The sequence below is a fragment of the Proteiniphilum propionicum genome, from assembly GCF_022267555.1.
GTDB lineage: Bacteria > Bacteroidota > Bacteroidia > Bacteroidales > Dysgonomonadaceae > Proteiniphilum > Proteiniphilum propionicum.
The window spans coordinates 2,468,419-2,493,873 of sequence record NZ_CP073586.1; the positions used below are offsets into that span (position 1 = coordinate 2,468,419).

At 43.7% G+C, this 25,455-nt stretch carries 21 protein-coding genes; 11 read left to right on the plus strand and 10 right to left on the minus strand.

Going from position 1 to position 25,455, the window contains the following annotated elements; translation table 11 throughout:
• Positions 1–41 precede the first annotated feature (41 nt).
• Entirely contained in the window at positions 42–449 is a 408-nt protein-coding gene (locus KDN43_RS10035) for an outer membrane beta-barrel protein (RefSeq protein ID WP_238865840.1), read from the minus strand.
• Between the two features lie 198 nt (positions 450–647).
• Between KDN43_RS10035 and corA the strand changes: the two genes are divergently transcribed.
• Positions 648–1,712, plus strand: a complete 1,065-nt coding sequence (gene corA / locus KDN43_RS10040) for a magnesium/cobalt transporter CorA (protein WP_238865842.1) — start codon at positions 648–650, stop codon at positions 1,710–1,712.
• An 85-nt stretch (positions 1,713–1,797) separates the two neighbouring features.
• Here corA and KDN43_RS10045 read toward each other — a convergent pair whose 3' ends face one another.
• The 9 genes from KDN43_RS10045 to KDN43_RS10085 form a co-directional block, all read right to left on the minus strand.
• Positions 1,798–2,496, minus strand: a complete 699-nt coding sequence (locus KDN43_RS10045; protein WP_238865844.1) for a DUF4919 domain-containing protein — start codon at positions 2,494–2,496, stop codon at positions 1,798–1,800.
• A gap of 77 nt (positions 2,497–2,573) precedes the next feature.
• The gene (fabD, locus tag KDN43_RS10050) at positions 2,574–3,461 is read right to left on the minus strand and encodes an ACP S-malonyltransferase (protein ID WP_238865846.1); all 888 of its coding nucleotides are present in this window, start codon (positions 3,459–3,461) and stop codon (positions 2,574–2,576) included.
• 176 nt (positions 3,462–3,637) lie between these two features.
• Entirely contained in the window at positions 3,638–5,293 is a 1,656-nt protein-coding gene (locus KDN43_RS10055) for an AMP-binding protein (protein ID WP_238865848.1), read from the minus strand.
• A 14-nt stretch (positions 5,294–5,307) separates the two neighbouring features.
• Positions 5,308–5,868 (minus strand): helix-turn-helix domain-containing protein, encoded by a 561-nt coding sequence (locus KDN43_RS10060; protein WP_238865850.1) that lies wholly within the window; start codon positions 5,866–5,868, stop codon positions 5,308–5,310.
• A 58-nt stretch (positions 5,869–5,926) separates the two neighbouring features.
• Positions 5,927–6,721: a zinc transporter ZupT gene (gene zupT / locus KDN43_RS10065; protein ID WP_238865852.1), complete on the minus strand. Its 795-nt coding sequence runs from the start codon at positions 6,719–6,721 to the stop codon at positions 5,927–5,929.
• Positions 6,721–7,506, minus strand: a complete 786-nt coding sequence (locus KDN43_RS10070) for an inositol monophosphatase family protein (RefSeq protein ID WP_238865854.1) — start codon at positions 7,504–7,506, stop codon at positions 6,721–6,723. Before KDN43_RS10070 ends, zupT begins: the two co-directional genes overlap by 1 nt.
• A 92-nt stretch (positions 7,507–7,598) precedes the next feature.
• Positions 7,599–10,274: an alpha/beta hydrolase family protein gene (locus KDN43_RS10075; protein ID WP_238865855.1), complete on the minus strand. Its 2,676-nt coding sequence runs from the start codon at positions 10,272–10,274 to the stop codon at positions 7,599–7,601.
• The gene (gene ispE, locus KDN43_RS10080) at positions 10,253–11,089 is read right to left on the minus strand and encodes a 4-(cytidine 5'-diphospho)-2-C-methyl-D-erythritol kinase (RefSeq protein WP_238865857.1); all 837 of its coding nucleotides are present in this window, start codon (positions 11,087–11,089) and stop codon (positions 10,253–10,255) included. The genes KDN43_RS10075 and ispE overlap by 22 nt, the downstream gene beginning before the upstream one ends.
• Before the next feature lie 735 nt (positions 11,090–11,824).
• Entirely contained in the window at positions 11,825–13,978 is a 2,154-nt protein-coding gene (locus KDN43_RS10085) for a DUF5686 family protein (RefSeq protein ID WP_238865859.1), read from the minus strand.
• A 274-nt stretch (positions 13,979–14,252) separates the two neighbouring features.
• On the opposite strand from KDN43_RS10085, the gene KDN43_RS10090 reads away from it, so the two are divergent.
• From KDN43_RS10090 to KDN43_RS10135, 10 genes are all read left to right on the plus strand, one after another.
• Positions 14,253–14,954 (plus strand): Crp/Fnr family transcriptional regulator, encoded by a 702-nt coding sequence (locus KDN43_RS10090; protein ID WP_238865861.1) that lies wholly within the window; start codon positions 14,253–14,255, stop codon positions 14,952–14,954.
• An 80-nt stretch (positions 14,955–15,034) separates the two neighbouring features.
• The gene (locus KDN43_RS10095; protein WP_238865863.1) at positions 15,035–16,546 is read left to right on the plus strand and encodes a GH3 auxin-responsive promoter family protein; all 1,512 of its coding nucleotides are present in this window, start codon (positions 15,035–15,037) and stop codon (positions 16,544–16,546) included.
• A gap of 81 nt (positions 16,547–16,627) precedes the next feature.
• On the plus strand, positions 16,628–17,443 hold the full coding sequence (locus tag KDN43_RS10100; protein WP_238865865.1) for an outer membrane protein assembly factor BamD: 816 nt from the start codon (positions 16,628–16,630) through the stop codon (positions 17,441–17,443).
• An 87-nt stretch (positions 17,444–17,530) separates the two neighbouring features.
• Positions 17,531–17,866, plus strand: coding sequence for a DNA-directed RNA polymerase subunit omega (locus tag KDN43_RS10105; protein ID WP_238865867.1), 336 nt, complete (start codon positions 17,531–17,533; stop codon positions 17,864–17,866).
• A gap of 1 nt (position 17,867) precedes the next feature.
• A complete protein-coding gene (locus KDN43_RS10110; protein WP_238865869.1) occupies positions 17,868–18,323 on the plus strand; it encodes a DUF4293 domain-containing protein in 456 nt (151 codons plus the stop codon).
• A 314-nt stretch (positions 18,324–18,637) separates the two neighbouring features.
• Positions 18,638–19,552: a M48 family metallopeptidase gene (locus KDN43_RS10115; protein WP_238865871.1), complete on the plus strand. Its 915-nt coding sequence runs from the start codon at positions 18,638–18,640 to the stop codon at positions 19,550–19,552.
• 225 nt (positions 19,553–19,777) lie between these two features.
• Positions 19,778–22,477: a DNA gyrase/topoisomerase IV subunit A gene (locus KDN43_RS10120; protein WP_238865873.1), complete on the plus strand. Its 2,700-nt coding sequence runs from the start codon at positions 19,778–19,780 to the stop codon at positions 22,475–22,477.
• Between the two features lie 58 nt (positions 22,478–22,535).
• A complete protein-coding gene (locus KDN43_RS10125; RefSeq protein WP_238865875.1) occupies positions 22,536–23,375 on the plus strand; it encodes a DUF3316 domain-containing protein in 840 nt (279 codons plus the stop codon).
• 33 nt (positions 23,376–23,408) lie between these two features.
• Positions 23,409–24,581, plus strand: a complete 1,173-nt coding sequence (locus KDN43_RS10130) for a MalY/PatB family protein (protein ID WP_238865878.1) — start codon at positions 23,409–23,411, stop codon at positions 24,579–24,581.
• Between the two features lie 197 nt (positions 24,582–24,778).
• Positions 24,779–25,375, plus strand: coding sequence for an FKBP-type peptidyl-prolyl cis-trans isomerase (locus tag KDN43_RS10135; protein WP_238865880.1), 597 nt, complete (start codon positions 24,779–24,781; stop codon positions 25,373–25,375).
• Positions 25,376–25,455 lie beyond the last annotated feature (80 nt).

Sequence of the window (25,455 nt, forward strand, 5' to 3'; positions counted from 1 at the left end):
AAATGCAATAAAAAAGCAATTACAGCCAGGTAGTTGCTTTTTTATTGCATTTGCACCCCGCCGAGGGTGTTGCTGTAGGAGAAGTTGGGAAACCAGCGTGCATAATGACGGCTTTGCTCCTCCATCTTCACATCGTCACTGTAATAATTGGAGTGGACATTCTCGAAGCGGACTCCGGCAGTTATCTGTCCGATGGGAGCTGAACGTGAGTACTCTGCAAAGAAAGCGTTATTTTCGTCGTGGATGGCTGTATTGAATGATACCCGTAGAAGCGCATTGGAACATTTGTTATCAGCAAGAAGTAAAAACGCACCCTCCTGATCGGTCGTCGTCCCCAAGATAAGTGTAGAATCGGGGAGAGAGTAAATGGCTACATTGGCGAATTGGGCATTCAGTGGCATTATTATTCCACACAGGAACAACGAAAATAGAATTTTGTGAGTCATCATATTTTTATTTAATTCGATGATATGACCATATCTCCAATCGTTTGGTTACAAAAAAAATTGTACCTTGCAGCTTTATATTCTTTTTAATTCAATATTTGCATAGATACTTGCTTACATAGATCTATTCATATGTATATGGTTGTAATTGAGATAGATGCGAAAATTTAATTTTAATATATACTTGTTGATTCCTGACTTATGCCTCACACACCACTGAAACGCAAAGAGGATATAGGGCTGTCTCCGTATGAACTGAAGTTTCGGGGCCGGCATCGTTCCGAAGAAGTACAAATGACCGTTTTCGATATCGATACCGAAAATGTGAATCAAGCAGTAATCCATTCTGCAGAAGAGCTTCAACCGTATTTAGATTCAGGTACTCTCACCTGGCTGAATATAGACGGGCTGCACAATGAGAAGCTGATGAGGGATTTGGCGGACTACCTGAATATTCCGGCTGATATATTGTCGGATGTAATGGAGCCGGGAACTCGCCCCCAGATGGAGGAGTTTGACAATGGCCTTTTTGTCTCCATAAAGATGATGCAGTTCAGTGAGAAGTTGAATCAGGTCTCGATAGATAATCTGAGTATCGTGATGACGAATAATATGCTGATCTCTTTTCAGGAAGAGAGTAGCAATCTGTTTAATCCCGTTAAAGATCGCCTTTGGAAGCACTATAAGAGATTCAAGGTTTTGGGGGCCGATTATCTTGCTTTTGCCTTGCTTGATGTGGTGATTGATAATTACATTTTCATTCTTGGAATGCTTGGCGAAAAAATAGAGAACCTTGAGAACAGAATGGTGCTTAGCCCCGACAGGGTAACACTTAAGGCAATTAACCTGCTAAAGCACGAACTTAGTGATCTTGGACGTTATATAAAACCTGCCAGGGAGATGATTATGAGCCTTGTGAAGCTTGATAGCGACTTTATCGGCCCTGAAAACGAGAAGCACTACAAAGAGCTCCAGGATAATATAAACCAGGCGGTGGAACTGCTCGATTATTACCATGAGCTCCTGTACGATGAGTTGAATATTTATCATTCGTCAATGAGTACTAGGCTTAACGACATTATGGCGCTGCTGACAGTCTTTTCCGTGATATTCATCCCGCTAACTTTTATCGTAGGAGTTTATGGAATGAATTTCGACAACATGCCCGAACTGCACACACGGTATGGTTACATTATCGTTTGGGTAGTAATGCTGCTGATTGTAATCGGTATGCTCTGGTATTTTAAAAAGAAAAAGTGGTTCTGATATATAAACAAGAAAAGCTTAACCACTACAGCTTGAATAGCCGATTGGTTAAGCCCTGAATTGTATTTCTTCCTGCAGATAGGTTCTACATCTTGCCGCCGCCACGCATACTTATGTGGTCAATAACAGGGCTGATGTTAAAATATACCCTTTCCACCCCGAAACGATTCTCTCCGACAGAGAGATAATTGACTTTGTTCCCTTTCATAATTTTGTCTTCCCCACCGAAGTTGTATCCCAAAAAGGGCAGTATATCATATTCATGTGCCATTTTAATCACGTAGAACGGGGTCTTGTCCGACATACCATCGCCGGTCCCTATGATAGCATCCTGTACAATTCTTCTCTGACGGGCCACACTTTTATATTCTTCCGTATTGTTCTGCTGCGCATATACCAGAAGTTTAGCGTTCAGCGCACGCAGATTGAATGGATCTTCCTGAAGCAATGCATCAGAGTATTGCAAAATATTTAAATAATCATCTCGGGTAAACGATTTTTTCGATATTATCTCAGCCAGCTTGCTGTTATATTCCGAGGTGTCTGTGGGAACATACCCCGGCTGATACACATAACCGAAATACAGGTGTCTCCCCTCTTCCGGAGTCATTTTAGTTGTCGCCGACTGATATTTTTTCATCAGATTCGGATAGTAGTAGGAAGATGCCGGCTCTTTCACGTTTCTCTCAATCTGCGCAAAATCGGGAGCTTCAAAAAAATCCTGCGACTGTGCCGCGAAGATAACAGACGCGGTAAAAGTGAGTACCAACAGTAGTTTATGCATAGTCTTTTGTATTATTTGTTGCTTAACAAAAGTATTTTCTAATTTTCGTTTAAACAAAAAAATGTTCCTAACAAAGCTTAAAGAGACTGTTTACCTGAAACGGCAACACTCTTGTCTATTTTTGATATCAATCCCTGCAATACATTTCCCGGTCCCAGCTCCACGAATTCTCTTGCCCCGTCGGCAATCATGTTTTGTACCGACTGTGTCCATTTTACGGGTGAGGTGAGCTGAGCGATCAGATTTTTCTTGATGGTAACCGGATCGGTTTCTCCCACGGTAGATACGTTCTGGTATACCGGACAGCCTGGTGCCGATATCACCGTTGCCTCAATTGCCTCCATCAGCTCCACTCTTGCAGGTTCCATAAGCGGAGAGTGAAAAGCTCCGCCTACTTTCAGCGGAAGAGCACGTCTGGCACCGGCCTCTTTCATCAACTCACACGCTTTTTCTATTCCGGTGTTGGATCCTGAGATCACTATCTGCCCCGGACAGTTGTAGTTGGCAGCTACCACCACATCATCTATCGATGCGCATATCTCCTCCACCTTCTCGTCGGCCAGTCCCAGTACAGCGGCCATAGTCGATGGGTTGGCCTCGCAGGCTTTCTGCATTGCCAGTGCTCGTGCATATACCAGCCTAAGGCCGTCCTCAAACGACAAAGCTCCAGCTGCCACTAAAGCGGAGAATTCACCCAGTGAATGTCCGGCGGCCATATCCGGTTTAAACTCGTCTCCCAGACTCTTTGCAAGGATCACCGAGTGAAGGAAGATTGCCGGCTGGGTCACCCTGGTCTGACGAAGGTCCTCTTCCGTTCCCGCAAACATCAGGTCTGTAATCCGGAACCCCAGTACCTCGTTTGCTTTCTCGAAAAGCTTCTTCGCTAAGGGCAATTTATCATATAACTCTTTTCCCATACCCACAAACTGGGCCCCCTGTCCGGGGAATACGTATGCTATTTTCATAATTTTAAATACTTTATTTTCGTTCAGATATTTATAAAGACACAAACGGGCTAAGCCAGGTTATGTTCAATTTTTGCTCTCAATTATGATTGCTGGATGGCGACCTCCGACAGCTGGTTGCTGACCTCCTACCTCCGACAGTTGGTCGTACGTTGGCGAGCACCGGCCTCCGACTGCTATTTATTTTTTTCCCTTATTTCAACCCGACGTATCTTCCCGCTTATTGTTTTAGGAAGCTCATCAACAAACTCAATAACACGCGGATATTTGTAGGGAGCCGTAACATTCTTCACATGTGTCTGAATATCCTTTGCCAGTTCATCACCCGCTTTTGTTTTATACTCCTCCGCCAGCACAATGGTCGCCTTTATGACCTGCCCCCTTATATCATCCGGTACACCTGTTATTGCACATTCAACCACAGCCGGGTGCGTCATTACGGCACTTTCCACCTCGAACGGGCCAATGCGGTAGCCCGAGCTTTTGATCACATCATCGGTACGACCTACGAACCAGTAGTAGCCATCCTCATCGCGCCATGCCATATCGCCCGTGTGGTAGATATTGTTGGCATAAACCTCTCCGGTAAGCTTCTCGTCACGGTAATATCCCATGAACAGTGAAAGAGGATGCTTCCCGTCGGTATGGAAAACTATCTCTCCCTGTTCACCGTCCTCGGCCGGTCGCCCGTCGTGCGTGAGCAGGTCCATATTGTACAGCGGGTTTGGAACACCCATAGATCCCGGTTTCGGCTCCATCCACGGGAAAGTGATAATTGTAGGAGCAGTTTCGGTCTGGCCGAAAGCCTCCATCATCTTTATACCTGTCTGCTTATAGAATGTTTCAAATACTGACGGGTTAAGTGCTTCGCCCGCTGTGGTACAGTATTGCAGCGAAGAGAGGTCGTATTTGCTCAGATCTTCACGGATAAGGAATCGGAATATTGTTGGAGGTGCGCAAAACGACGTCACCTTATAGTCAGATATCATCCGCAGCATATCCTTGGGGATAAAATGGCCTTCAAAGTCGTACACGAAAACGCAGGCCCCCACTATCCACTGTCCGTATAGCTTCCCCCATACCGCTTTGGCCCATCCTGTATCTGCCACGGTGAGGTGAATACTATCCTCGTTAAGATTGTGCCAGTATTTGGCTGTGGTAATGTGTCCGAGAGGGTAGGTAAAATCGTGTATTACCATCTTGGGTTGACCTGTTGTGCCCGATGTGAAGTAGAGTATCATGATATCGTTGTTACTGTTTACCTTTCCCGGCCTCACAAAGGGGGCTGCCTCCTCTACTCCCCGGTGAAAATTGATCCACCCTTCGGGAGTATGTTCGCCCACCATAATACGTTGTTTTACAGTAGGTGATTTTGGCATAGCCAGGTTCACGTGCCCTATAAGGTTATCGTCTTCAGTAGCCACAATCGCTTTAATACTTGCCGCGTTATTGCGATACACTATATCCTTATCGGTAAGCAGATGCGTTGCCGGAATGGCTATTGCCCCAATCTTATGCAGAGCCAGGATGGTTTGCCAGAACTCAATTCTACGTTTGAGTATAAGCATAACCATATCTCCTTTTCCAATGCCGAGCGACTGAAAGAACGACGCTGTTCTGTCAGAGAGCTTCTTTAGCTCACCGAAGTTCAGGTCGCGATGCACTCCTTTGTCATTCGTCCAGCAAAGGGCGCGTTTTTTGGGCTCCGTCACGGCCCATTCATCCACCACATCGTACGCGAAATTGAAGTTTTCGGGTACATCAATTTTGTAATTGTCAATAAAATCCTGATGCGATGTAAAAGTAGTTTTCTTTACAAATTTTTCTAACATGATAACCTATTTATTCACGGGTATAAAATTACCGCGAGAAACTTCACCTGTTTGTTGTCAAGTGCTTTCATGCCATGAGGAAGCGACGAGTCAAAATAGATACTGTCACCTTCTCTGAGAATCAGGTTTTTTCCGTTTATATTCATTATCATGCTCCCCTCAAGGATCATATTGAACTCCTGCCCCGCGTGGATGTTCTGGTAGAAATCGGCCTCCATTGGCTTGGGCTCCACTGTTACCACAAACACCTCCGCCACATTGTTTGTGAATCCTGAGGTAAGCGACTGGTATCTGTAGGCCGATACTCTCTCCACGCTTACACCCTTGTCTTTTCGGGTAATAAAGTATGAATTCATTCGCGGTTCAGTGCCGAACATCAGCGTTGAAAGGTCTACACTGAACTCTCTTTCAATGCGTTGCAGGAAAGAAACGGAAATATCTTTCTCACCCGATTCATACTGCAGATAATCATCTACATCCACTTCCAGCTTGTGTGCCATTTCATCAGGGGTGAAATCGAGTGCATCCCTTAACCCTTTTATCCTTTCGCCTATTTGTTTTAAGTCAGTCTTCATAGCTGTTTTAGTGTTGAGCAAGTAATTATATAAATCAATAACAAATGTACATAAAATTTTATACAAACAAATAAAGGCTTAAAGCCATCACGCCCATCCCCCCAACCATCCCTATGATTGAGAGGTGGTGCTTGCCATATTTCTCGGCGCTGGGCAGCAGCTCATCCAATGAAATAAAGACCATTATGCCTGCAACCATTGAAAGTATTATCGCATCCAGTACAGGGCTCCAGAAAGGCAGAAGAAACAGATAGGCTATAAACGCACCCATCGGCTCTGCCAATCCCGAAGCAAACGAAAGCCAGAATGCTTTTTTCTTGCTCCCGGTGGAGTGATAGATGGGTACTGCCACCGCTATTCCTTCGGGGATATTGTGTATGGCTATGGCTGCCGTAATGGGGATAGCCACCTCCATCGAGGTCAGCGCCGACATAAAAGTAGCAATACCTTCAGGAAAGTTGTGAATGGCAATGGTGATGGCAGTGATAATTCCTGTTTGTTTAAGTCGGTGATTCGATTTCATCTCCTCCACGCCATGCATCTCGTGCGGGTTTCTCGACTCGGGAACCAGAAAGTCTATCAACGCTATTAGCGCTATGCCCCCGAAAAATCCCAAAATCATGTAAAGCGTAGCCGGCTTCTCACCATAAGCTCCCATGAGTGAGTCGAGTGACTTTGGAAGCATCTCCATAAATGATACATAAATCATTACGCCTGCCGACAGTCCCAGCGAGAGGCTCAGAAAATTAGTGTTCGTCCGTTTGGCGACGAAAGCAATAAGGCTGCCGATCCCGGTGGAGAGGCCCGCAAATAGCGTCATTAAAAAAGCAATTGTTACTGTCTGGCTATCCATCAGTTACCTTCTATTATTGATCTCATTATCTCCTCGTGTATTAACCCGTTAGATGCCACTATTTCCTTCCCGAAAACGTAGTTGTCTCCTCCGGAGAAGTCGCTGCATTTACCACCTGCACAATGCAGGATAAATGCCCCTGCTGCCACATCCCATGGCGACAGTCCCGTATGGAAATACGTGTCGCTTATGCCGGCAGCCACGTAACAGATCTCCAGTGCGGCAGATCCTTTTATGCGGAAGCTGCATTTACGGAACTGTCTCATCGCATTCTTCAGCACCTGTTCACCTCTCTCATCCAGGCTATATGGAATTCCGAAACCTATGTATCCGTTCTCCAGTGTTGCCTGGCTACTCACTTTCAGTGGTGTTCCGTTCAATAAAGCCTCTCCCTTCCCCGTTGCGTAATACATCTCATCGGCTACAGGGTCGTACACCACACCCATTATTACCTCTTTCTTTCTCATAAGGGCTATGCTTACCGAATAAGGCTTGTCGCCATGCACATAGTTTGTTGTACCATCAAGCGGATCTATCACCCAGGTGTACTCTTTCTGTTCAAACTCAACCGTATCCTCTTCGGTCAGGAATCCGGCTTCAGGCAACAAAACATTCAACCCCTTCACCAGGCGGCTTTCAGCCTCTTTATCGACATAGGTCACATAGTTCCGTGTCCCTTTAAGTTCAATATCTTTTTTCTTTAATGCTGCCTGCTCAGTTTTCAGGAACTCTCCCGTTGCGCTAGCCAGCATTTTCACTTCATTACAAAGATTTTTCAGATTCATATTTTATAGACTTCTTCACATTTCTGCTTTCAAACTTTAAATGCAACGCTTTCAAACTCCAGGACCTATGCTTTCAAACATCAGTGCCAGCGTTACTTTTCCGGGTACATTGAATCCCACCAGCGTGAGTCCCCCTTGAGCCATTTGGCGAACCAGGCATAAATAGCATTATTCCATGCAATACGCTTATCGTAATTGTAGATGGCGTGGTTTTCACCCTCTACCTGAATAAATTCCACCGGTTTTCCCAGCAGTTTCAGTGCCGTATACATCTGTATGCTTTCACCAATGGGGACATTGGTGTCAGCTGTTCCGTGCAATAACAGCAGAGGAGTGTTAATTTTATCGGCATAAAAGAGCGGGCTTTGCTCTACATAGAGCTTGGGATTGTTCCATGGATAGCTTCCCGCGCTTGCTCCTGCGCCGTAGGAATAACCCCAGTATCCTTCTCCCCAGTAGCTGGTGATATTGCTAATCCCCGCGTGCGACACCGATGCGGTGAACAGATCGGTTTTGGTGATAAGATACTGCGTCATGAATCCGCCATACGACGCACCTATATTACCTATCTTTGAGCCATCAACAAAGGGGTGAGCGGCAACGAATGCCTTTACTCCCTCAATTATTTCTTCAGCGGTTTGTTCACCCCAGGCATTCACGTGGCGTGCAGAAAACTCCTGCCCGTAGCCTGTAGTACCGCTCGGCTGCAGAGTGTAAACCACATAATCCTGTGCTGCGTAAACATGTAACGGGTATGTACTTTCAAATGTTCTCGATGTGGGGCTGGTCCCCCCGTAATAGTAAACAATAAGCGGGTATTTTCTGTCCGGGTTAAAGTCGGGCGGCAGGTAATAGCGACCTTCAACCACATCGCCGAAGGAACTTTTAAAACTCCAGTCCTTAACATCACCCAGGTTTAGCTTGCTTAATCTCTCTGAATAGGGATCAGAAATAAGCGTCGACTCCATTGTCTTCAGGTTCAACAGGTAGCTCCTGTTTGAGTTTGATGTGCTTACACCCGTATATGTTGCCCAAGCTGCATTATCGGCAATATCAAATGAGCGGATCACATCCTCTTTGAGCGGAAGGCGTTCAAATTTTTTTGTTTTATGGGAGTACCTGTACATATTCACCCGGTCACCCTCTTCTACGCGGTAGTATATTAAATCATCCAGCTGATTCCACTCTTGTGCGTTTATGGTGGGATCAAAATTCTTGGTTACCGGGTCCACCCGTTTTGTTGCCAGATCCATGATGAACGACTGTGTATCGTAGCTGTTGGCAATCTGTCCTGGATCGATATTCTGTCCTATACCACCGAATGCTTCTGGAGCCCCGTGGATGAGCAGTTTTTTTCCATCGGGTGAAAACTGTGCCGAATAGGTATATTTCTCATCTTTCCATATAGTATCAACAGCCATTGTCTCTAAGTTCAGCATATACATAGAACTTTTTCTGAACGGGCGCTCGGTGAGGTACTCGTCAGATGTGCTGAAGAGCAGGTATTTCACGTCGTGTGTCACATCGTTGAGCGATGCCGTCTGACGCCCGAAGGTGAGGTGCTGCGTAAGTCCCGTATCAAAGAAGTAGCGATACAGGAAGTAACGGTCGCGATAACTCGACTGCCTGTCGTCTATTCCTATCAGACGCTTCAATCCCCCCGGGTTGCTGATGGTTATTGTTTCTTTCGAAGAAAAAAACATCGATTTCTCATCAGGCGAGATATGAAAATTCTCTTTTGGCAGGTTCTCTGCCACAGTCCGGGTTTCCAGGGTCAGCGGGTCAAGCGTGTAGAGAGCTCTTCCGTTGTTGTTGTCAGTCACGAAGTATAGCAGATCAGATTTAGGCATCCAGCCCAGTTGTGGCCGTCCTCCAGGTTCGGAGAAGATAATCCGTTTCTGTTTCGCATCGTATATTTCGGAGTAGTTACGGTTGTCGCCGCCCGGCAGAGTTTCGCGAAGGCTCAGCAGTACAAACCGGCCGCTTGGCGAAATTGATGAGTTGCTTACACGTTTCCCCTCCAGTATATCTTTAATATTGATCCTTCGTTCATTTACATTATTAAATGTGTAGTTAAGCAGAGAATCTTCTTCACCCTGCTTAAGCTCGATTTTTACGGCGGGATCAAGTTTGTTCCCTGCAGATGTGAGCATTTTAATAACGATGCGGGCGTTGTTTGTAAATCCGTTCAGGTTGGTGTCAACCGATCCAGAATGATGAAGGCTATCGTTCACCTGTGTCTTGGTGGCCCGTTTCACATCGTCTATCCATAATTCCAGCGGGTTGGGCGATGTTATGGTAAGCTTTCCCTTGCCGTAACGGTCGCCCGAAACACAAAGCGATAGCAGCTGAAGTGCCTCCCCATCCTCAGGTTTATCTAAGTGGAAAAATCCGGCACTATCGGGCGTCAACTCTGTGGTAAAACGTTCCTGTTCCGGGAAAGAAACAGAATAGGAGAGGAGCATCTCTTCCGAAAAGGGAGTGTCGTTCAGGTTCACACTATCCAGCAAAACCGGCCTCTGCACGGGGATGGAGCCAAAGGAATATAGTTTTAGCGGCGTTACTGCCTGTTGTGCTGAAAGGTGCATATTGAGCACCCCCAGCACGGTAAAACACCAAAAAAGTTTTTTGTTCATATTAATCAGATCATTAATTTCTAACCATGTCTGTTTTTGATTCTTTTCACTCCCGTCACTGTTGTTTTTTTCTCTCTTTTTTTGTTTCATAATTTTTGAAAAGAGATCAATTACAAGTCCTGATCGTTCCATACAAAACAGTTTTCAAACATGTCTCCCGGCTCCGGCTTCGAAAGGAAAAGGCCGAAGACCGATGAACCCGATCCGCTCATGGCAGCATATACTGCACCCAGATCGTACAGTTGTTGTTTGATTTTACAAATTTCGGGATATTTTTTGAAAATAGCTGCCTCAAAATCATTTTTCATCCACTCCTTCCAATCTGAAACTGGCCTTTTTACAATTTCTTTAAGCGATACCTCCGGTTGCCTGGGGGTAATCATATCAAAAGCCTCTTTTGTGGAAACCTCAATATCCGGTTTCACTAACAAAACCCTGTAATTACTTAAATCGAGTGCTACCGGCTCCAGAATATTACCCGTGCCAGTGGCAAACATTGGGGTGTTGAGTATAAAAAAGGGACAATCGGCACCAAGCATTTCAGCGAAGCGCAAAAGGTCATTGCCCGAGTAGCCCAGCTCATAGCTGTCGTTCAGCAGTCGTAACATGAAAGCAGCATCCGACGATCCTCCTCCCAATCCTGCTCCGAGAGGGATCTTTTTTAGCAGGTAGATATCAGTACCGGGTATCTCCCTCCCGGCAGAAACCAGCTTAAAAGCCTTTATTACAAGGTTGTCCTCTTCGTTACCAGTGACAGGGATGCCAGTCTGGAAAAATCTGAATTTCCGGCTGAGCTTAGTACTCACACCAACAGGTGTGGGTATAATCTCTAATGCATCCTTTAAGGCAACAGGATAAAAAACGGTTTCGAGATTGTGGTATCCGTCCTGCCTGCGGGAGACAATATGAAGGCCAAGGTTGATTTTCGCGTTAGGAAAACAGATCATCTGACGTTAGTTTTCTGCAAAGATACTGATTTTATTTTTAACTTTTCGGCATTACGAATCTCTCATTTCACAACTAATCACAACTATTCTGCATTGTTCATTTCTCACAACTAACTTTCCTCATTAATCAATACGTACCTCTTACTTCACCTCTCACCTTCTTCAACTCTAAACAAAGAGTAAAATATGCTGACCATATCCGGGGATTCTTTTTAACACAGCATCCTACTACAATACTGCCATTGTCAATTAAGAAGATCGGGAAAACTTATCACCACTTTAGTACCGCATACTACTGCAGTACCTGCTCTTCCCGTGCAACAACAACCCACTAAGTCATCAGTATGCCATACATATATTTAGCCATATTTGCATGAACCTTCTTTGAAACCTCTGAGAATTAACAAAGATTATTTATAATATATTAAAGATCAATATATGTTTTGTTCCGATCGGGAAAAAAGAGATTTTTGTGAAGAACTCACTCATTTAATGGGTAGATGCTACTAAATGAACAAATACTAAATTTTCAGGAAGATACTAAAAGAGAATGAAAAAGCAACGTATGCTATATTAGCCGGTGTTAGCTCATTGAATTGGCAAATGCAAAAATGAGTCTGCTCCGAAAATCCCCAAATCCGGTTTTAATAGTTTTCAACTCGCTGAAAATCAATGATAATTTTGGAAAATTTTCAGTAGAAAAGAGTTATCGGAGGGGACTCAAAAATTAAACTATTAAAACTCAAATGCAGCACGTACACCAGCCTCTTTAAACCCTGTCTTGTGGAACGCTACAAACAACCCGGCATTGAAGAATCTGTTTCCTATACCATACCCCAGCTCGCTGTATGATTTTATTTGCGGTGTGTAAAGCTGACTAAAGTACACCCTTTCCTTGTCGGCGAAGTCAGATATGAAGTGAATATTCTTAAGTATCAGAAAAGGTGTCTCTAACATTGCATGTGCCTGAATATAAGTATCAGACGCGTTGTACAGGTCCCTGCTAAGCAAATTAAAGCCCCCGCCCAGTCCATCGTCCCAGTTCTCGGGGAAGTTGCTTTTGGAAAAATAGACAAAATCGAGAAAGTACTCAGTTTTTTGGTTAACAAATCGTCCTGCACCAATATGATACTGTAGTGAACTCATCAGCCCGAATGGAATATTATGGCTTATATCCAGTTCAATGCGGTTATATTGAGATGTGCTACCCAGAAAATCCTTTATACTTCTTGAAAACTCAAGTTTAAAGGTCGGATAATCGGAGCGAACATATATCTTCTGCCTCCCCTCATACCTGTAATATTGCTGCGGGGTCCAGCTGATACGTATAAACGGGGCAAATGACTTTCTGTTAACGAACAGATTCTCAATATGCTCGCTCTCCTCGTTAGTAGATCGAAGCACAGCGCGGCTGTTTTTATTTTTACGTATGTGATAATCAATTCCCGTCTGTAAAAGCAGTCCGTTAGTCACCTCCAGGGTGTTGAATATTTTCAGGTAATAATCCCTGTAATAGTTCATGGATATATCTTCAAAAGCTAGTCCGTGGTTTTTCAGGCTATCCTGAATCTGTTCCACAAACAATGAACTGTATGTGGGATTCCCGTTTCCTATAGAAATGGTTGTGCTTCCCAAGTGATAAGGTTCGTAGTTCAGAGTAGTTGTCAGGTCCGTAAAAAACTCCCTGCGTCTGATCATATACCCTGCAAATGCATTTATATTAACCGAACGGCTCTTTTTCAGATCTATGTTGAACGAGAGCTTCTGGCGATAGGTAATACCATCGTTTGTTGTATATCCAAGCATCAGCGGGTTTAGTAATCCCGAGTATCCTATACCGGTTGACATGTACTTGTAATTTGAATTCATCACCATACGTTGTGCTACCTGCTGGGCAATATTGCGGTTTCCATCCAATTCTCCATTTGCCTTTCGCTCCTCTTTCTCCTTCTGCCTCCGGTTATACTCGGCAATCACGTCTCTCTCCATTGCCTGCAAAGGGATGGGCCTTTTTTCATTCCAAAAGAGAGAGTCGCTTCTTACCGGCACCGAATCTAGGCGCACCATATATATATCGCTGATGTTGAGCGATTTCCCTGGCTCTGTGTGTTGACGAAGCTCTATCTCCTTGTAGTCGATCTTTGCCAGATGCCTGCTTGCTAGCACATTGCCAAGGTATGATGAAGTCTGGTATATAGTGAAGCTCACCGGAAGGTAGTTTGTTACCCACTCATCTCCCATTGTTATCTCAAATGAGAAATCGGAGAATATACCCAATCCCTCTCCTCTGAAGAAAATAACTCGCCATGTACCTTTCTCAACGGTAAACGATCCCTTCAGCAATTTTGGATTTTCGTAGATAGGATTGAATTGAATAATGTAGTAGGTTTTATTGTTCTCATTAAATGTACTGTATATGTTATACCTGTAATATTTCGATGTGCTTGTCCTTATAGGCATAAAGAAGCTCTCATCGTTGGTGGTCTCACCATAAATATTAATGTTCAGAAGCTCAAAAGGTATCATATCAATATCCTTTCTTCCAATGAGTGTTCCTGTAACATGTCTAATATCACGCATGTAGTTGTTAGGAAATTCATATCTGAAATCGCTTATAGTTTCAATCAGAGCTTCATCGTTGTAGGGGTCGTGCAAAACAAAATTGGGAATCAGGCGTGTATGTTTATATAGCATGTTTTTTTTCACAGTCTGTACATACGTTCTCGTATAAACCTCAGCCGAGTAGCTGTCAACCAGATAATTGTATTTTTCGGCAGCACTCATTGCCCTGCTCAGTATTGTATCCTCTGGCAAATCGTAATCATTTGCCAAAGCATTGAACATTGAGCTAAAAAGAAAAAAAATAATTATGATATTTTTTTTTTGCATGCACGAAAGTTAGAAATTTCTCGGGTACAATATGATCCGGGCAGACTATGTAGCTATAACTATTAATAAAAGATATTTGATAGATACGCATACAAATTTACATGATTTTTTGTTTTACTGAAAAAAATGACCGGGTGATAAAACTATTTAACACAATTTATTTCAGAATGAACTTTATATTTAAAACTGTAAAAGAAAAAAATATTGTTTTTTTTGTTATTAATTGCAAAAAAACTTTTACATTTGTGTTTTAGAACATAGTTTTATAACATTAATGCAGGGAAAGAAGAAAGATGTGATAAATTTATCCTCTACACTGCCCGACATTTGGAGGATACTTTCTGACGTTGAGCGTGAACAGTTGCGCAGCAATGCCCGGGTCCTACAGTTCCAAAAAAATGATCTCATATATATCGAGGATGAAATACCCAAATTTCTGATGTGCCTTTTTTCGGGCAAGGTTAAGATCTTTAGGAGTGGAGTAGGTGGCAGAAGTCAGATAATCAGAATAATAGGGCCAGTGCAATATTTCGGTTACAGGGCCTATTTCGCCCGTGAGCCATACGTCACTGCCGCTTCGGCTTTCGAAGCTTGCACAGTCTGCATGATTCCTATGGAACTGATTGAGAAGTTTCTCCGCAAGAACGGCAATCTTGCAATGTTTTTCATTCAAATGTTGTCTGTTGATCTGGGTATTGCTGATCAGAGGGTAGTAAACCTCACACAGAAGCATGTACGCGGACGGCTTGCAGAGTCCCTGATTTTCCTTAAAGAGAGTTACGGACTGGAGGAAGATGGTGCCACCATCAATATTTACCTTGCCCGTGAAGATCTGGCAAATCTCTCCAATATGACAACATCTAACGCCATAAGGACACTCTCCAACTTCGTAAATGAACGCATAATAGCTATTGATGGACGTAAAATAAAGATAATTGACGAAGACCGGCTTCGTAAAATAAGCCATATAGGATAATTTTTTTCATTATTTGTGATTTTATTTTTTTGTATTCCGGAACTCCTGTCTACCTTTGCAAAACAATAGACAGGAAAGGAATGATTCGAAAAATAGCAAGGTCTATACTTACATCCTATTACAAACCGGTGGAGAAATTTATTGAGGATCCCTTCGGTACCCAACAAAGAACTCTCGAATATTTACTCGAACACGGCAGGAATACCCTCTACGGGCATGAAAAAAACTTTAATGAAGTATTCAACGATGAGGATTTTCGTGCTAGGGTCCCGCTTATATCATATGAGGAGTTACGCGACTATCTCAGGATGATCATTGTTGACAAAAAGGAAAATGTACTATGGGATACCCCGGTAAAATGGTTCGCCATGTCGTCAGGAACAACCGAGGACAAAAGCAAGTATATCCCTGTCACACGCGAATCGCTGTTCAATGGGAACTACCGTGCCGGCTACCACATGCTTGGATCATATTCGGCACATCACCCCGATACGGCTTTTATCTTGGGTAAAACGCTGGTTATGGGTGGTAGCCGACAAGTGAACCATATTGGCGAAGGTGTTTATACCGGAGATATTTCGGCAATACTGATGAAGAATCTGCCCCGGGCAGTGAAAAGGAGAAGGACTCCAGAGAAAATTGCACTTCTGCCCGACTGGGAGGAGAAACTGCAAAAGCTTGCAGATTATGCTATTCATACCGACATACGTGCTTTGGTTGGAGTACCTTCATGGATGCTGGTACTCCTGAAAAAAATTGTAGATGAGACAGGACTCTCCATTACCACCATATGGCCGAATCTTGAAGTGTTTTTTCATGGAGGTGTTAGCTTTCCCCCTTTCCGGGAACAGTACGAAAAGATCATCCCTTCGGGAACAATGAACTACTGGGAGACCTATAATGCTTCGGAAGGATTCTTCGGCGTTCAGTATTCGCCTGGCTCAGGCGATCTACTTCTTTTACTCGACAATGAGGTCTATTACGAATTTATACCAGCTGGTGAGTGGAACAAGGAAAATCCCGAAATAGTACCCCTTAGCGGTGTGGAAACCGGTAAGCAGTATGCAATGGTGATAAGTACCAGTGGCGGCTTGTGGCGATACAAGTTAGGTGATACCATTCAGTTTACCTCTACCGCACCCCACCTGTTCAGGTTGACCGGTCGCACAACACAGTTTATAAATGCTTTCGGTGAAGAGCTTATTGTAGATAATGCCGACAGGGCTGTAGGCGAGGCATGCCGTCAAACAGGTGCAAAAATCACCGAATATACAGCCGCACCGGTCTATTTTGGCGATAACAGTAACGGCGCACACGAATGGATTGTAGAGTTTGATACCTATCCTTCTGATATGGGCATGTTTGTGGAAGTGCTGGATGAAAGCCTTAAAAAGCTCAATTCCGATTATGAAGCCAAGCGCTCCTATAATCTTTCATTAGGCCTCCCAGTAGTAAGGCCGGTTGAAAAAGGCGCTTTCTACAGCTGGATGAAACAAAGAGAGAGAGCAGGAGGCCAGAATAAGGTGCCAAGACTATCTAACGACCGTAAATATGTCGAAAGCATATTGAATTTTGTTGCATCCAATTCCTAAAATTGAATAAAATCGGTCATCCCTTGCCTATTAATGAGAAAGATTCAGTAAATTTGCGGTCTAAAACCGACTTGTAACGAGATGAGAATAAAATCTGTATATTTTTTACTGCTTGCCTTGGTGCTGAGTTCCTGCAATGAGTACAATAAAATTTTGAAAAGTACCGACAGAAACCTGAAGTACACTTATGCGAAAAAATACTTCGAAGAGGGTAAATACAGTCGGTCAATCACACTACTTGAAGAGCTTGTAGCCTTCATGAAAGGTACGTCAGAGGCCGAGGAGTCATTGTATCTGTTGGCTCAGAGCCATTATAATTCAAGAGATTATATTTCATCTACGCAGGTGTTTACAACCTATTACACTACTTATCCCAACGGTACTTATGCCGAGCCTGCCATGTTTTACTCAGCCTATGGCATGTATCTCGATTCGCCTGATGCCCGTTTGGATCAGACAAAAACATATACGGCTATTGCTGAGTTTCAAAAATATATTGAACGTTATCCACAGACTGAACGTTCCGAACAGGCAAAGGGCTATCTGTTCGAGCTTCAGGAGAAGCTGGCCTATAAAGAGCTTATGTCGGCCAGGCTATACCTGAATCTCGGCAACTATATGGGTAATAATTACGAGTCTGCAGTTATTACTGCACGCGAGGCAATGAAGATCTACCCCTATTCAAAATATCTGGAGGAGTATCAGATCACCATCCTTAGGGCCCGTTACGAGTATGCTCAGCGCAGTACACTTAAAACGCAGCCTGAACGTTACCGTATGGTTGTTGATGAGTTTTTCAACTATACAAACACATTCCCGGAAGGGAAGTACACCAAAGAGGCGGAAGAGTATTACCGCGAAGCTCAAAAAAAGATTGAAGTGCTGCCCACAACATGATATTCATGTGAGTATCCTTCTTCAGGCCACCACTCCCTGTTCACAGGCACTCACGTCAACAGAAAACAATTAATATACATAATAATAATGGACTATAGAAAAATTGCTGCAAGCTCAAATACGGAAACCCGCGATGTGATGAAACTCGCTGAAACCGTAGGAAACGTATATGAAATGGTTATGATCATCAGTAAGAGGGCTAATCAGCTCTCTATTGAGATGAAGCAGGACCTTGATGCAAAACTGCAGGAATTTGCTTCATATACCGATAATCTGGAAGAAGTATTTGAAAATCATGAGCAGATAGAGATTTCGCGTTTCTATGAAAAGCTTCCAAAACCCTCACTGCTTGCCATTGAGGAGTGGAATGAAAACGAGATCTATTATCGCAACCCTGCTAAGGAAAAAGAAATGTTCGGATAATATGCTGCAACGGATACAAACGGTTTTTTTACTTCTGGCTTCTGCCGCCATGCTTGTCGCTACTGTTACACCTCTTGCCATTTTTATGTATAATGGTGACAGCGTTGTATTTGAAGCGATGGGAATCTACGTTAACGGCGAAATCAACGACTCTACCTGGGGCCTGTTCGCTATTGGTACTATCAGCGCGGTGCTGGCACTGATAACTGTCTTCCTCTACAGGCACAGAATTTTGCAAATACGCATATCCATCTTCAATATTGTAATGATGGTAGGTTTTTACCTCTATTCCGGTTTTATCATCTTTAAACTGTATCCCTTCGAGAGCTTACAGTTTCAAAAAATAGGAGTGGGTATCATCATGCCTGTCATAGCAATTATCTTCACTATCCTTGCCATTCGCAAGATAGGTGCTGATGAAACCCTAATCCGCTCACTTAACAGACTAAGAAAATAGTGTTCACTGACAATACGCTATTTTTTCAAGGTAACTTATAATACGGGATTATAAGTTACCTTTTTTCAATTCTACCTTTTCCAAATTTTCATTTGAAAACTGTCGGAAAATTAAACCTCTTTTGAGGAAAAATGTTTAATAGGTGGCAGCGGTAAGCTATGAAGAGATCGAAACAGCAAACATCTTTTGATGAAAACTGTTTAATTAAGTAGCAGTCATCTGATTAATTATTTCAGTTTTTTTTATACTTTTGTTCACTGATTGAGGTTTAAAAATGTATTCAACAGGGAAAAATCATATTATAAGCAACAACTATGGAAAAAGTTAATTCATACAGAGTAGCAAAATTCTCATTTGCTCTGTTTTTAATGATGCTATTACTCGCATCGTGCAGCAGCGTTCCATTTACTGGTAGAAGACAATTGCAACTGGTATCAAATCAGGAAGTTATTGCTTTAAGCTTGCAGCAGTATCAGGATTTTATGCGTACTGCTCCCGTGGAGAGGGGCAGCGACGAAGCCAAGATGGTAACGCGCATTGGCAGTCGTATAGCCAGCGCAGTAGAGACATTCTATACCAATAAAGGTTATAAATCTGAACTTGAGAATTTTTCTTGGGAATTTAACCTTGTCAAGGATAATAGCGTAAATGCTTTTGCTATGCCCGGTGGTAAAGTGGTTATTTTTACCGGCCTGCTGCCTGTAACTCAGACAGAAGATGCACTGGCAGTGGTTATAGGGCACGAGATAGCACATGTGCTTGCCCGTCATTCCAACGAGAGGCTCAGTCAACAAGTGGCTCTGCATTACGGAGGCAGTATTGCCGGTGGACTTCTTGGTAACTCGCAGGCCACCAAACAACTAGGCAACACAGTATTCGGGCTTGGTGCTCAGTTTGGCGTTATGATGCCCTACGCCCGCAAGCAGGAGTATGAAGCTGATGAGATAGGGCTAATTATCATGGCTATGGCAGGCTATAACCCACAGATCGCAGTACCTTTCTGGACAAGAATGGCACAAAGTTCAGGGGGTGCAAATGTTCCCGAGTTCCTTAGCACTCACCCAACAGACAGTAAGCGCATTGCAAACATTGAGATGATTATGCCAAATGTGATGCAATACTACAAAGGCTCCGGAGTGCAAAATACCACTACCGCACCTGTCAAAACCAAAACCACCGTGCCTGTAGAACCCCGTAAAGAAGCAACATCAAAGGATTGGACCTTCTGAAAAAGACAGAAATATCTTCATAATAAATATCCTGAAACAGGAGTTGGCTGATGATACGAAATTAATGCCACATCAACAATTCCTGTTTTTTTCTATTTTGAAATTATCCCTAAATTCTATATCTTTGAGCAATTTTTCAAACAAAAACAAGGCCATAATAAGAACGGTTTTTCGATTGCCGGCAACCAAGCCTGCCACTTGAAATTTCGTTTATTAAATTGATATATGTCTCCTAAATTACCTGACAACAACGATATTACTGACAACAACGAGTATGATGATGTGGAGGAGATCACTTTCTCTTCCAAAACCCCATCCGGCTCCAAAGTACCTGTGAGGTTGGGCGACGAGAGTACGCTCAACCTTTCGAAGATGTATCAGAACTGGTTTCTCGACTACGCTTCATACGTAATTCTGGAGAGGGCTGTACCTCATATTTCCGATGGTCTTAAGCCTGTTCAGCGGCGCATTCTTCATTCTATGAAACGGATGGACGACGGGCGATACAATAAGGTGGCCAACATCATCGGAAACACCATGCAGTTCCACCCGCACGGCGATGCTTCAATAGGTGATGCCCTGGTACAGATTGGACAGAAAGAGCTGTTAGTTGATTGTCAGGGAAACTGGGGAAACATCCTCACCGGCGACGGTGCTGCTGCACCTCGTTATATCGAGGCAAGGCTGACTAAGTTTGCTCTGGAGGTACTGTTCAATCCCAAGACCACAGAGTGGAAAACCTCATACGATGGCCGTAACAAGGAGCCTGTAACACTGCCTGCAAAATTTCCGCTGCTGTTAGCACAGGGAGCCGAAGGTATTGCAGTGGGCCTCTCTTCAAAAATTTTGCCTCACAACTTCAACGAACTGTGCAGCGCTGCTGTTTCATACCTCCGCGGCGAAGAGTTTAAGCTCTATCCCGATTTTCAGACAGGCGGATTCATCGATGTGGAGAGATATAACGACGGTGAACGAGGCGGATCGGTTAAGGTCAGGACAACCATCACAAAGTTAGACAACAGAACCCTTGTCATAAAAGATATACCTTATGGAAAGAATACTGCCGCTCTGGTAGACTCCATCCTAAAGGCCAACGATAAAGGGAAAATAAAGATCAGGAAGGTAGATGATATCACAGCTGAAAATGTTGAGATACATGTTCAGCTCGCACCCGGTGTCTCTTCCGACAAAACCATTGACGCACTTTACGCTTTCACCGACTGTGAGATAAGTATCTCTCCCAACTGCTGCGTTATCAGCGACGATAAACCTCATTTTCTCACTGTAAGCGATGTCCTGCGGGCATCTGTCGACAGGACAAAAGAACTGCTTCGCCTGGAACTTGAGATTGATAAAAACGAAAAGCAAGAAGCACTTCTGTTCTCTTCGTTAGAGAAAATATTTATCGAAGAGCGTATCTACAAGGATAAGGAATTTGAGAATGCCAAAAATATGGATGCCGCGGTAATGCATGTAGATAATCGGCTTGAGCCGTACAAGTCTTCATTCATTCGCGAGATCAACCGTGATGATATCCTCAGGCTCATGGAGATCAAGATGGCACGTATCCTGAGATTCAATTCCGACAAGGCCGATGAGTTGATAGCAAAACTGCTTGATGATATCGATGAGATAAACCATAACCTCGATAAACTGGTCGATTATACAATCTCCTGGTATCTCAGACTCAAGGAACGCTACGGCAAAAACTATCCCCGAAAGACCGTTATTCGCAGTTTCGAAAGTATCGAGGCTGTGAAGGTAGCTGTAGCCAACGAGAAACTCTATATTAACCGCGAAGAGGGATTCATCGGCACCGGAATGAAGAAAGATGAATTTATTTGCAACTGTTCCGATATCGATGATATCATTGTCTTCTTCAAGGATGGAAAATATAAGGTGGTAAAAGTAAGCGAAAAGATGTTCGTAGGTAAAGGCATCCTCTATGCGGGAGTTTTCAAGAAGAACGATAAACGCACTATCTACAACGTTGTTTACCGTGATGGGAAAATATCACCTCATTACATCAAACGTTTTGCAATTACCGGCGTTACGCGCGACAAGGAGTACGATCTTACTAAAGGAAAAGCTGGATCCCGCATCGCCTATTTCAGTGTAAACCCCAATGGTGAGGCCGAAACAATCAAGGTAACCCTTAAACCAAAGCCGCGTTTGCGTATCCTGCAGTTTGAGAAAGATTTCAGTGAAATAGATATCAAGGGAAAACAGGCAATGGGGAATATCCTCACCAAGGCCGAGGTTCACCGCATTCAGTTGAAACACAAGGGCGTCTCAACCCTGGGAGGTCGTGAAGTATGGTACGACCCCGATGTGTTCAGGCTCAACTACGAGGGCAGCGGCAAGTTTCTTGGCGAGTTTCAGGGCGATGACATGATACTGGTAATTGAAAAGAATGGCGATTTCCATATCTGCAATTTTGATCTCAGCAATCATTTCCCGTCCAACCTTTATCATATTGAGAAGTTCGATGAGGGCAAAGTGTGGTCTGCGGCACTGTTCGATGCCGATCAGGGATATGCTTACCTCAAGCGTTTCACCTTCGAAGCATCTGAAAAACCGCTCAATTTTCTAGGAGAAAACCCAGAATCGAAATTATTTTTACTCACAGATGTTGTTTATCCGCGGGTAAAAGCTATCTTTGGCGGTAACGACGATTTCCGTGAGCCCATAGAGATAGATGTCGATGAGTTTATCGGGGTCAAAAGTTACAGGGCAAAAGGTAAACGCATCTCCAACTTCGAGGTTGAGAAAGTGGAAGAGCTTGAACCTTTACGTTTTCCAGAGTCCGAAAATGAGCGACAGGTATCTATGAAGGTCGAGATTGATGACGAGAACGGCGACAGCGATATCTCAAATATCGATCTTATCGATGAAATCACGGGACAGATGAAGTTGTTCGACTAACAGAGTAGAAACTGAATCCGGAGTGTAATATATTATCCGGTTTTAAATATGCTATCCAATGAAAATAGTACCGCTACTGGTAAGCCTATGTTTTTTTTATTTCTGTGCGCTGTTTTCTCAGGATAATAGCACTTTTACACCGCTCAAAACGGTAAATGAATCTACCCTTTTTGGCGTTGGAAAGACTTTTCTTGACGATACTTACCTGTCTCCTCTCACATACAACGGTTTAAGTATGACACTTTTGCACGACCGCATCAGAGCAACGCGCCATTTCAATGGAAGCATGCTTCTTCAGCAACAGTTCAGCATACAGGTAGCAATCACCAAAAACCCAACAGCTTCAGCTTCTGAGTACTACGGCAATCTCGATTACATTTTAAGCGGTTATTATCCTGTTGCCCGATCATCACGTTTCCTTCTCTATGGCGGCGGGGGAGGGGAGGCATCGCTTGGAGGCATCTACAACGAAAGGAATACCAACAATCCCGGTTCCCTTAAAACATCCCTAAACCTTAACCTCTCAGCTATGGCTGTGTACAACTGGCAAAACATCACTTTTCGCTGGCAACTTTCCACACCCTTCCTGGGCATATTTTTTTCTCCCGAGTACGGGCACTCATATTACGAAATATTCACTCTTGGCAACAACAAGGGAACCGTCCATCTAGGCTCATTCCATAACCGCTGGTCGCTTCGGAACTACTTCACTGTTGATATCCCAATGGGTAACATAACCCTGCGTACAGGCTATCTTGGAGATTACTGCCGGACTAATGTCAATTTGCTGGATACAAAGATTATATCTCATCAGTTCTTGATAGGTATGAAAGTGGAGTCGCTCAATTTCGGAGGTAAAAAAGCTAGGAATAATAAACATATTGAGAGTGTTTTCTAGCACTCATACACACTATAGTTCAATCAGAGTCACATGCAATATAATTTTGATGAGGTTATTGACAGAAGCAGCACCGACAGTGTTAAGCTTGAAAAGATGAAGGCCATTTTCGGTCGCGACGATCTTATACCGTTATGGGTAGCCGATATGGACTTCAGGTCGCCCCCGGCAATAACAAATGCACTTATAAAGAGGGTTGAGCATGGCATCTTTGGTTATACCCTCCCTTCCGATGCCTATACAGCATCCATTGTCAGTTGGCTGTCAAGACGCCATGACTGGAGGGTCGCGGAAGAAGATATCAACTTCATACCCGGAGTGGTAAAAGGTTTTGCCTTCGCCATCGATGAATTCACTTCTAAGGGAGATAAGATTATTATACAACCGCCTGTATATCATCCCTTCCGACTGGTGACGCAGGCGCTTGAAAGAGAGGTGGTTAATAACCCCCTTATACTTGACGATGGCGGTTATAGGATGGATTTCGACGGGCTCCGGAAGATTGTTTCAGAAAACAGCTGTAAGATGTTTATCCTGTGCAATCCCCATAACCCGGGCGGCAGAGTGTGGACACCCGATGAGCTCTATGAGCTTTCTGAGTTATGTTACAGCAACAATATACTGGTTGTTTCAGACGAGATACATTCCGATATGGCACTACCCGGATATCGTCACACCCCCTTCGCCACCGTTTCAGACATGGCTGCAGACAATAGCATCACATTGATGGCACCCAGCAAAACATTCAACATAGCAGGCATAGTAAGCTCCTTCGCTGTAATTACCAACAAGACGATACGCCAGAGATACCTTGCCTATCTCCAACCGCGTGAGCTGCATCAGGGAACTCTGTTTGCCTATACTGCTACCCGTGTAGCATATGATGAGTGCGAGGACTGGCTCGATCAGATGATCAGATATGTGCAGGGTAATGTCAATTTCGTAATCAGTTATTTAAGTGAATTTATTCCACAGATAAAAGTTATAAAGCCGGAAGCTTCATTTTTAGTGTGGCTCGACTGCCGTTCACTGCAGCTACCACAACATGAGCTGGTTAAGCTTTTTGTTGACAAAGCACAGCTGGCGCTAAACGACGGATCCATTTTCGGCCCGGGAGGGGAGGGTTTTATGCGTCTCAATGTAGGCACATCAAGGAAGGTCCTCGAAAGAGCTCTTAATAATTTAAAAAATGCGCTCACGCTATAAATATCAAAAAACTTACAGTTGTTACCAGATAGTATTTTACAATACTTCGGTATTTTTTTTAAATAGTTCTTATAATTCACTGAATATCAATAGAGTATGACACTCCTTGAGGATCTGACATAAATCGTTGACTGTCAGTATTATAAATGAAGTTTTAACGAAGCATTAATTTTAATTACAATTCAAAAAATATTTAAATGAAAATTTCAGAAAATAAATACGTTACCCTCACCTACGATCTGAATGTGGGTGATGGAGATGAGCGTGAACTGATGGAACAGGCTACCGTTGAGCAGCCTCTTGAATTCATCTTCGGGACCAACTCAATGCTCGAAGCATTCGAACGCGGTATTGAAGGCCTTTCCGAGGGTGATTCATTCTCCTTTAAGCTGAGGCCTGAAGAGGCATATGGAGACTATGACGATGCTAAAGTGGTTGAGCTGTCCAAAAACATCTTCGAGATAAACGGCAAGATAGATGATGAGGTAATCTTCGAAGGCAATTCGGTACCGATGATGGATTCATCAGGCAACAGGCTTATGGGCTCTGTGGTATCCATTGGTGACGATGCTGTGGTTATGGATTTCAATCACCCGCTTGCTGGAGAGACCATGCATTTCGACGGCATGGTGAGAAATGTTCGCGAAGCCTCTGCCGAAGAGATCGCGGCTCTTTTCTCGGGAGGCTGCGGCGGTTGCGGTTGCGGTTGCGGTGAAGACGACGGTAACTGCGGCTCTGGCAGTTGTGGTGAAGACGACGGCAACTGCAGCTCTGGCGGTTGCGGCAACTGCTGAAAACCGTTTTTAAACGCAGTCTGTTATACTGCGAAATTAATCATTCCCGATTTCACAGTCCGGAAACGGGACAAATATGT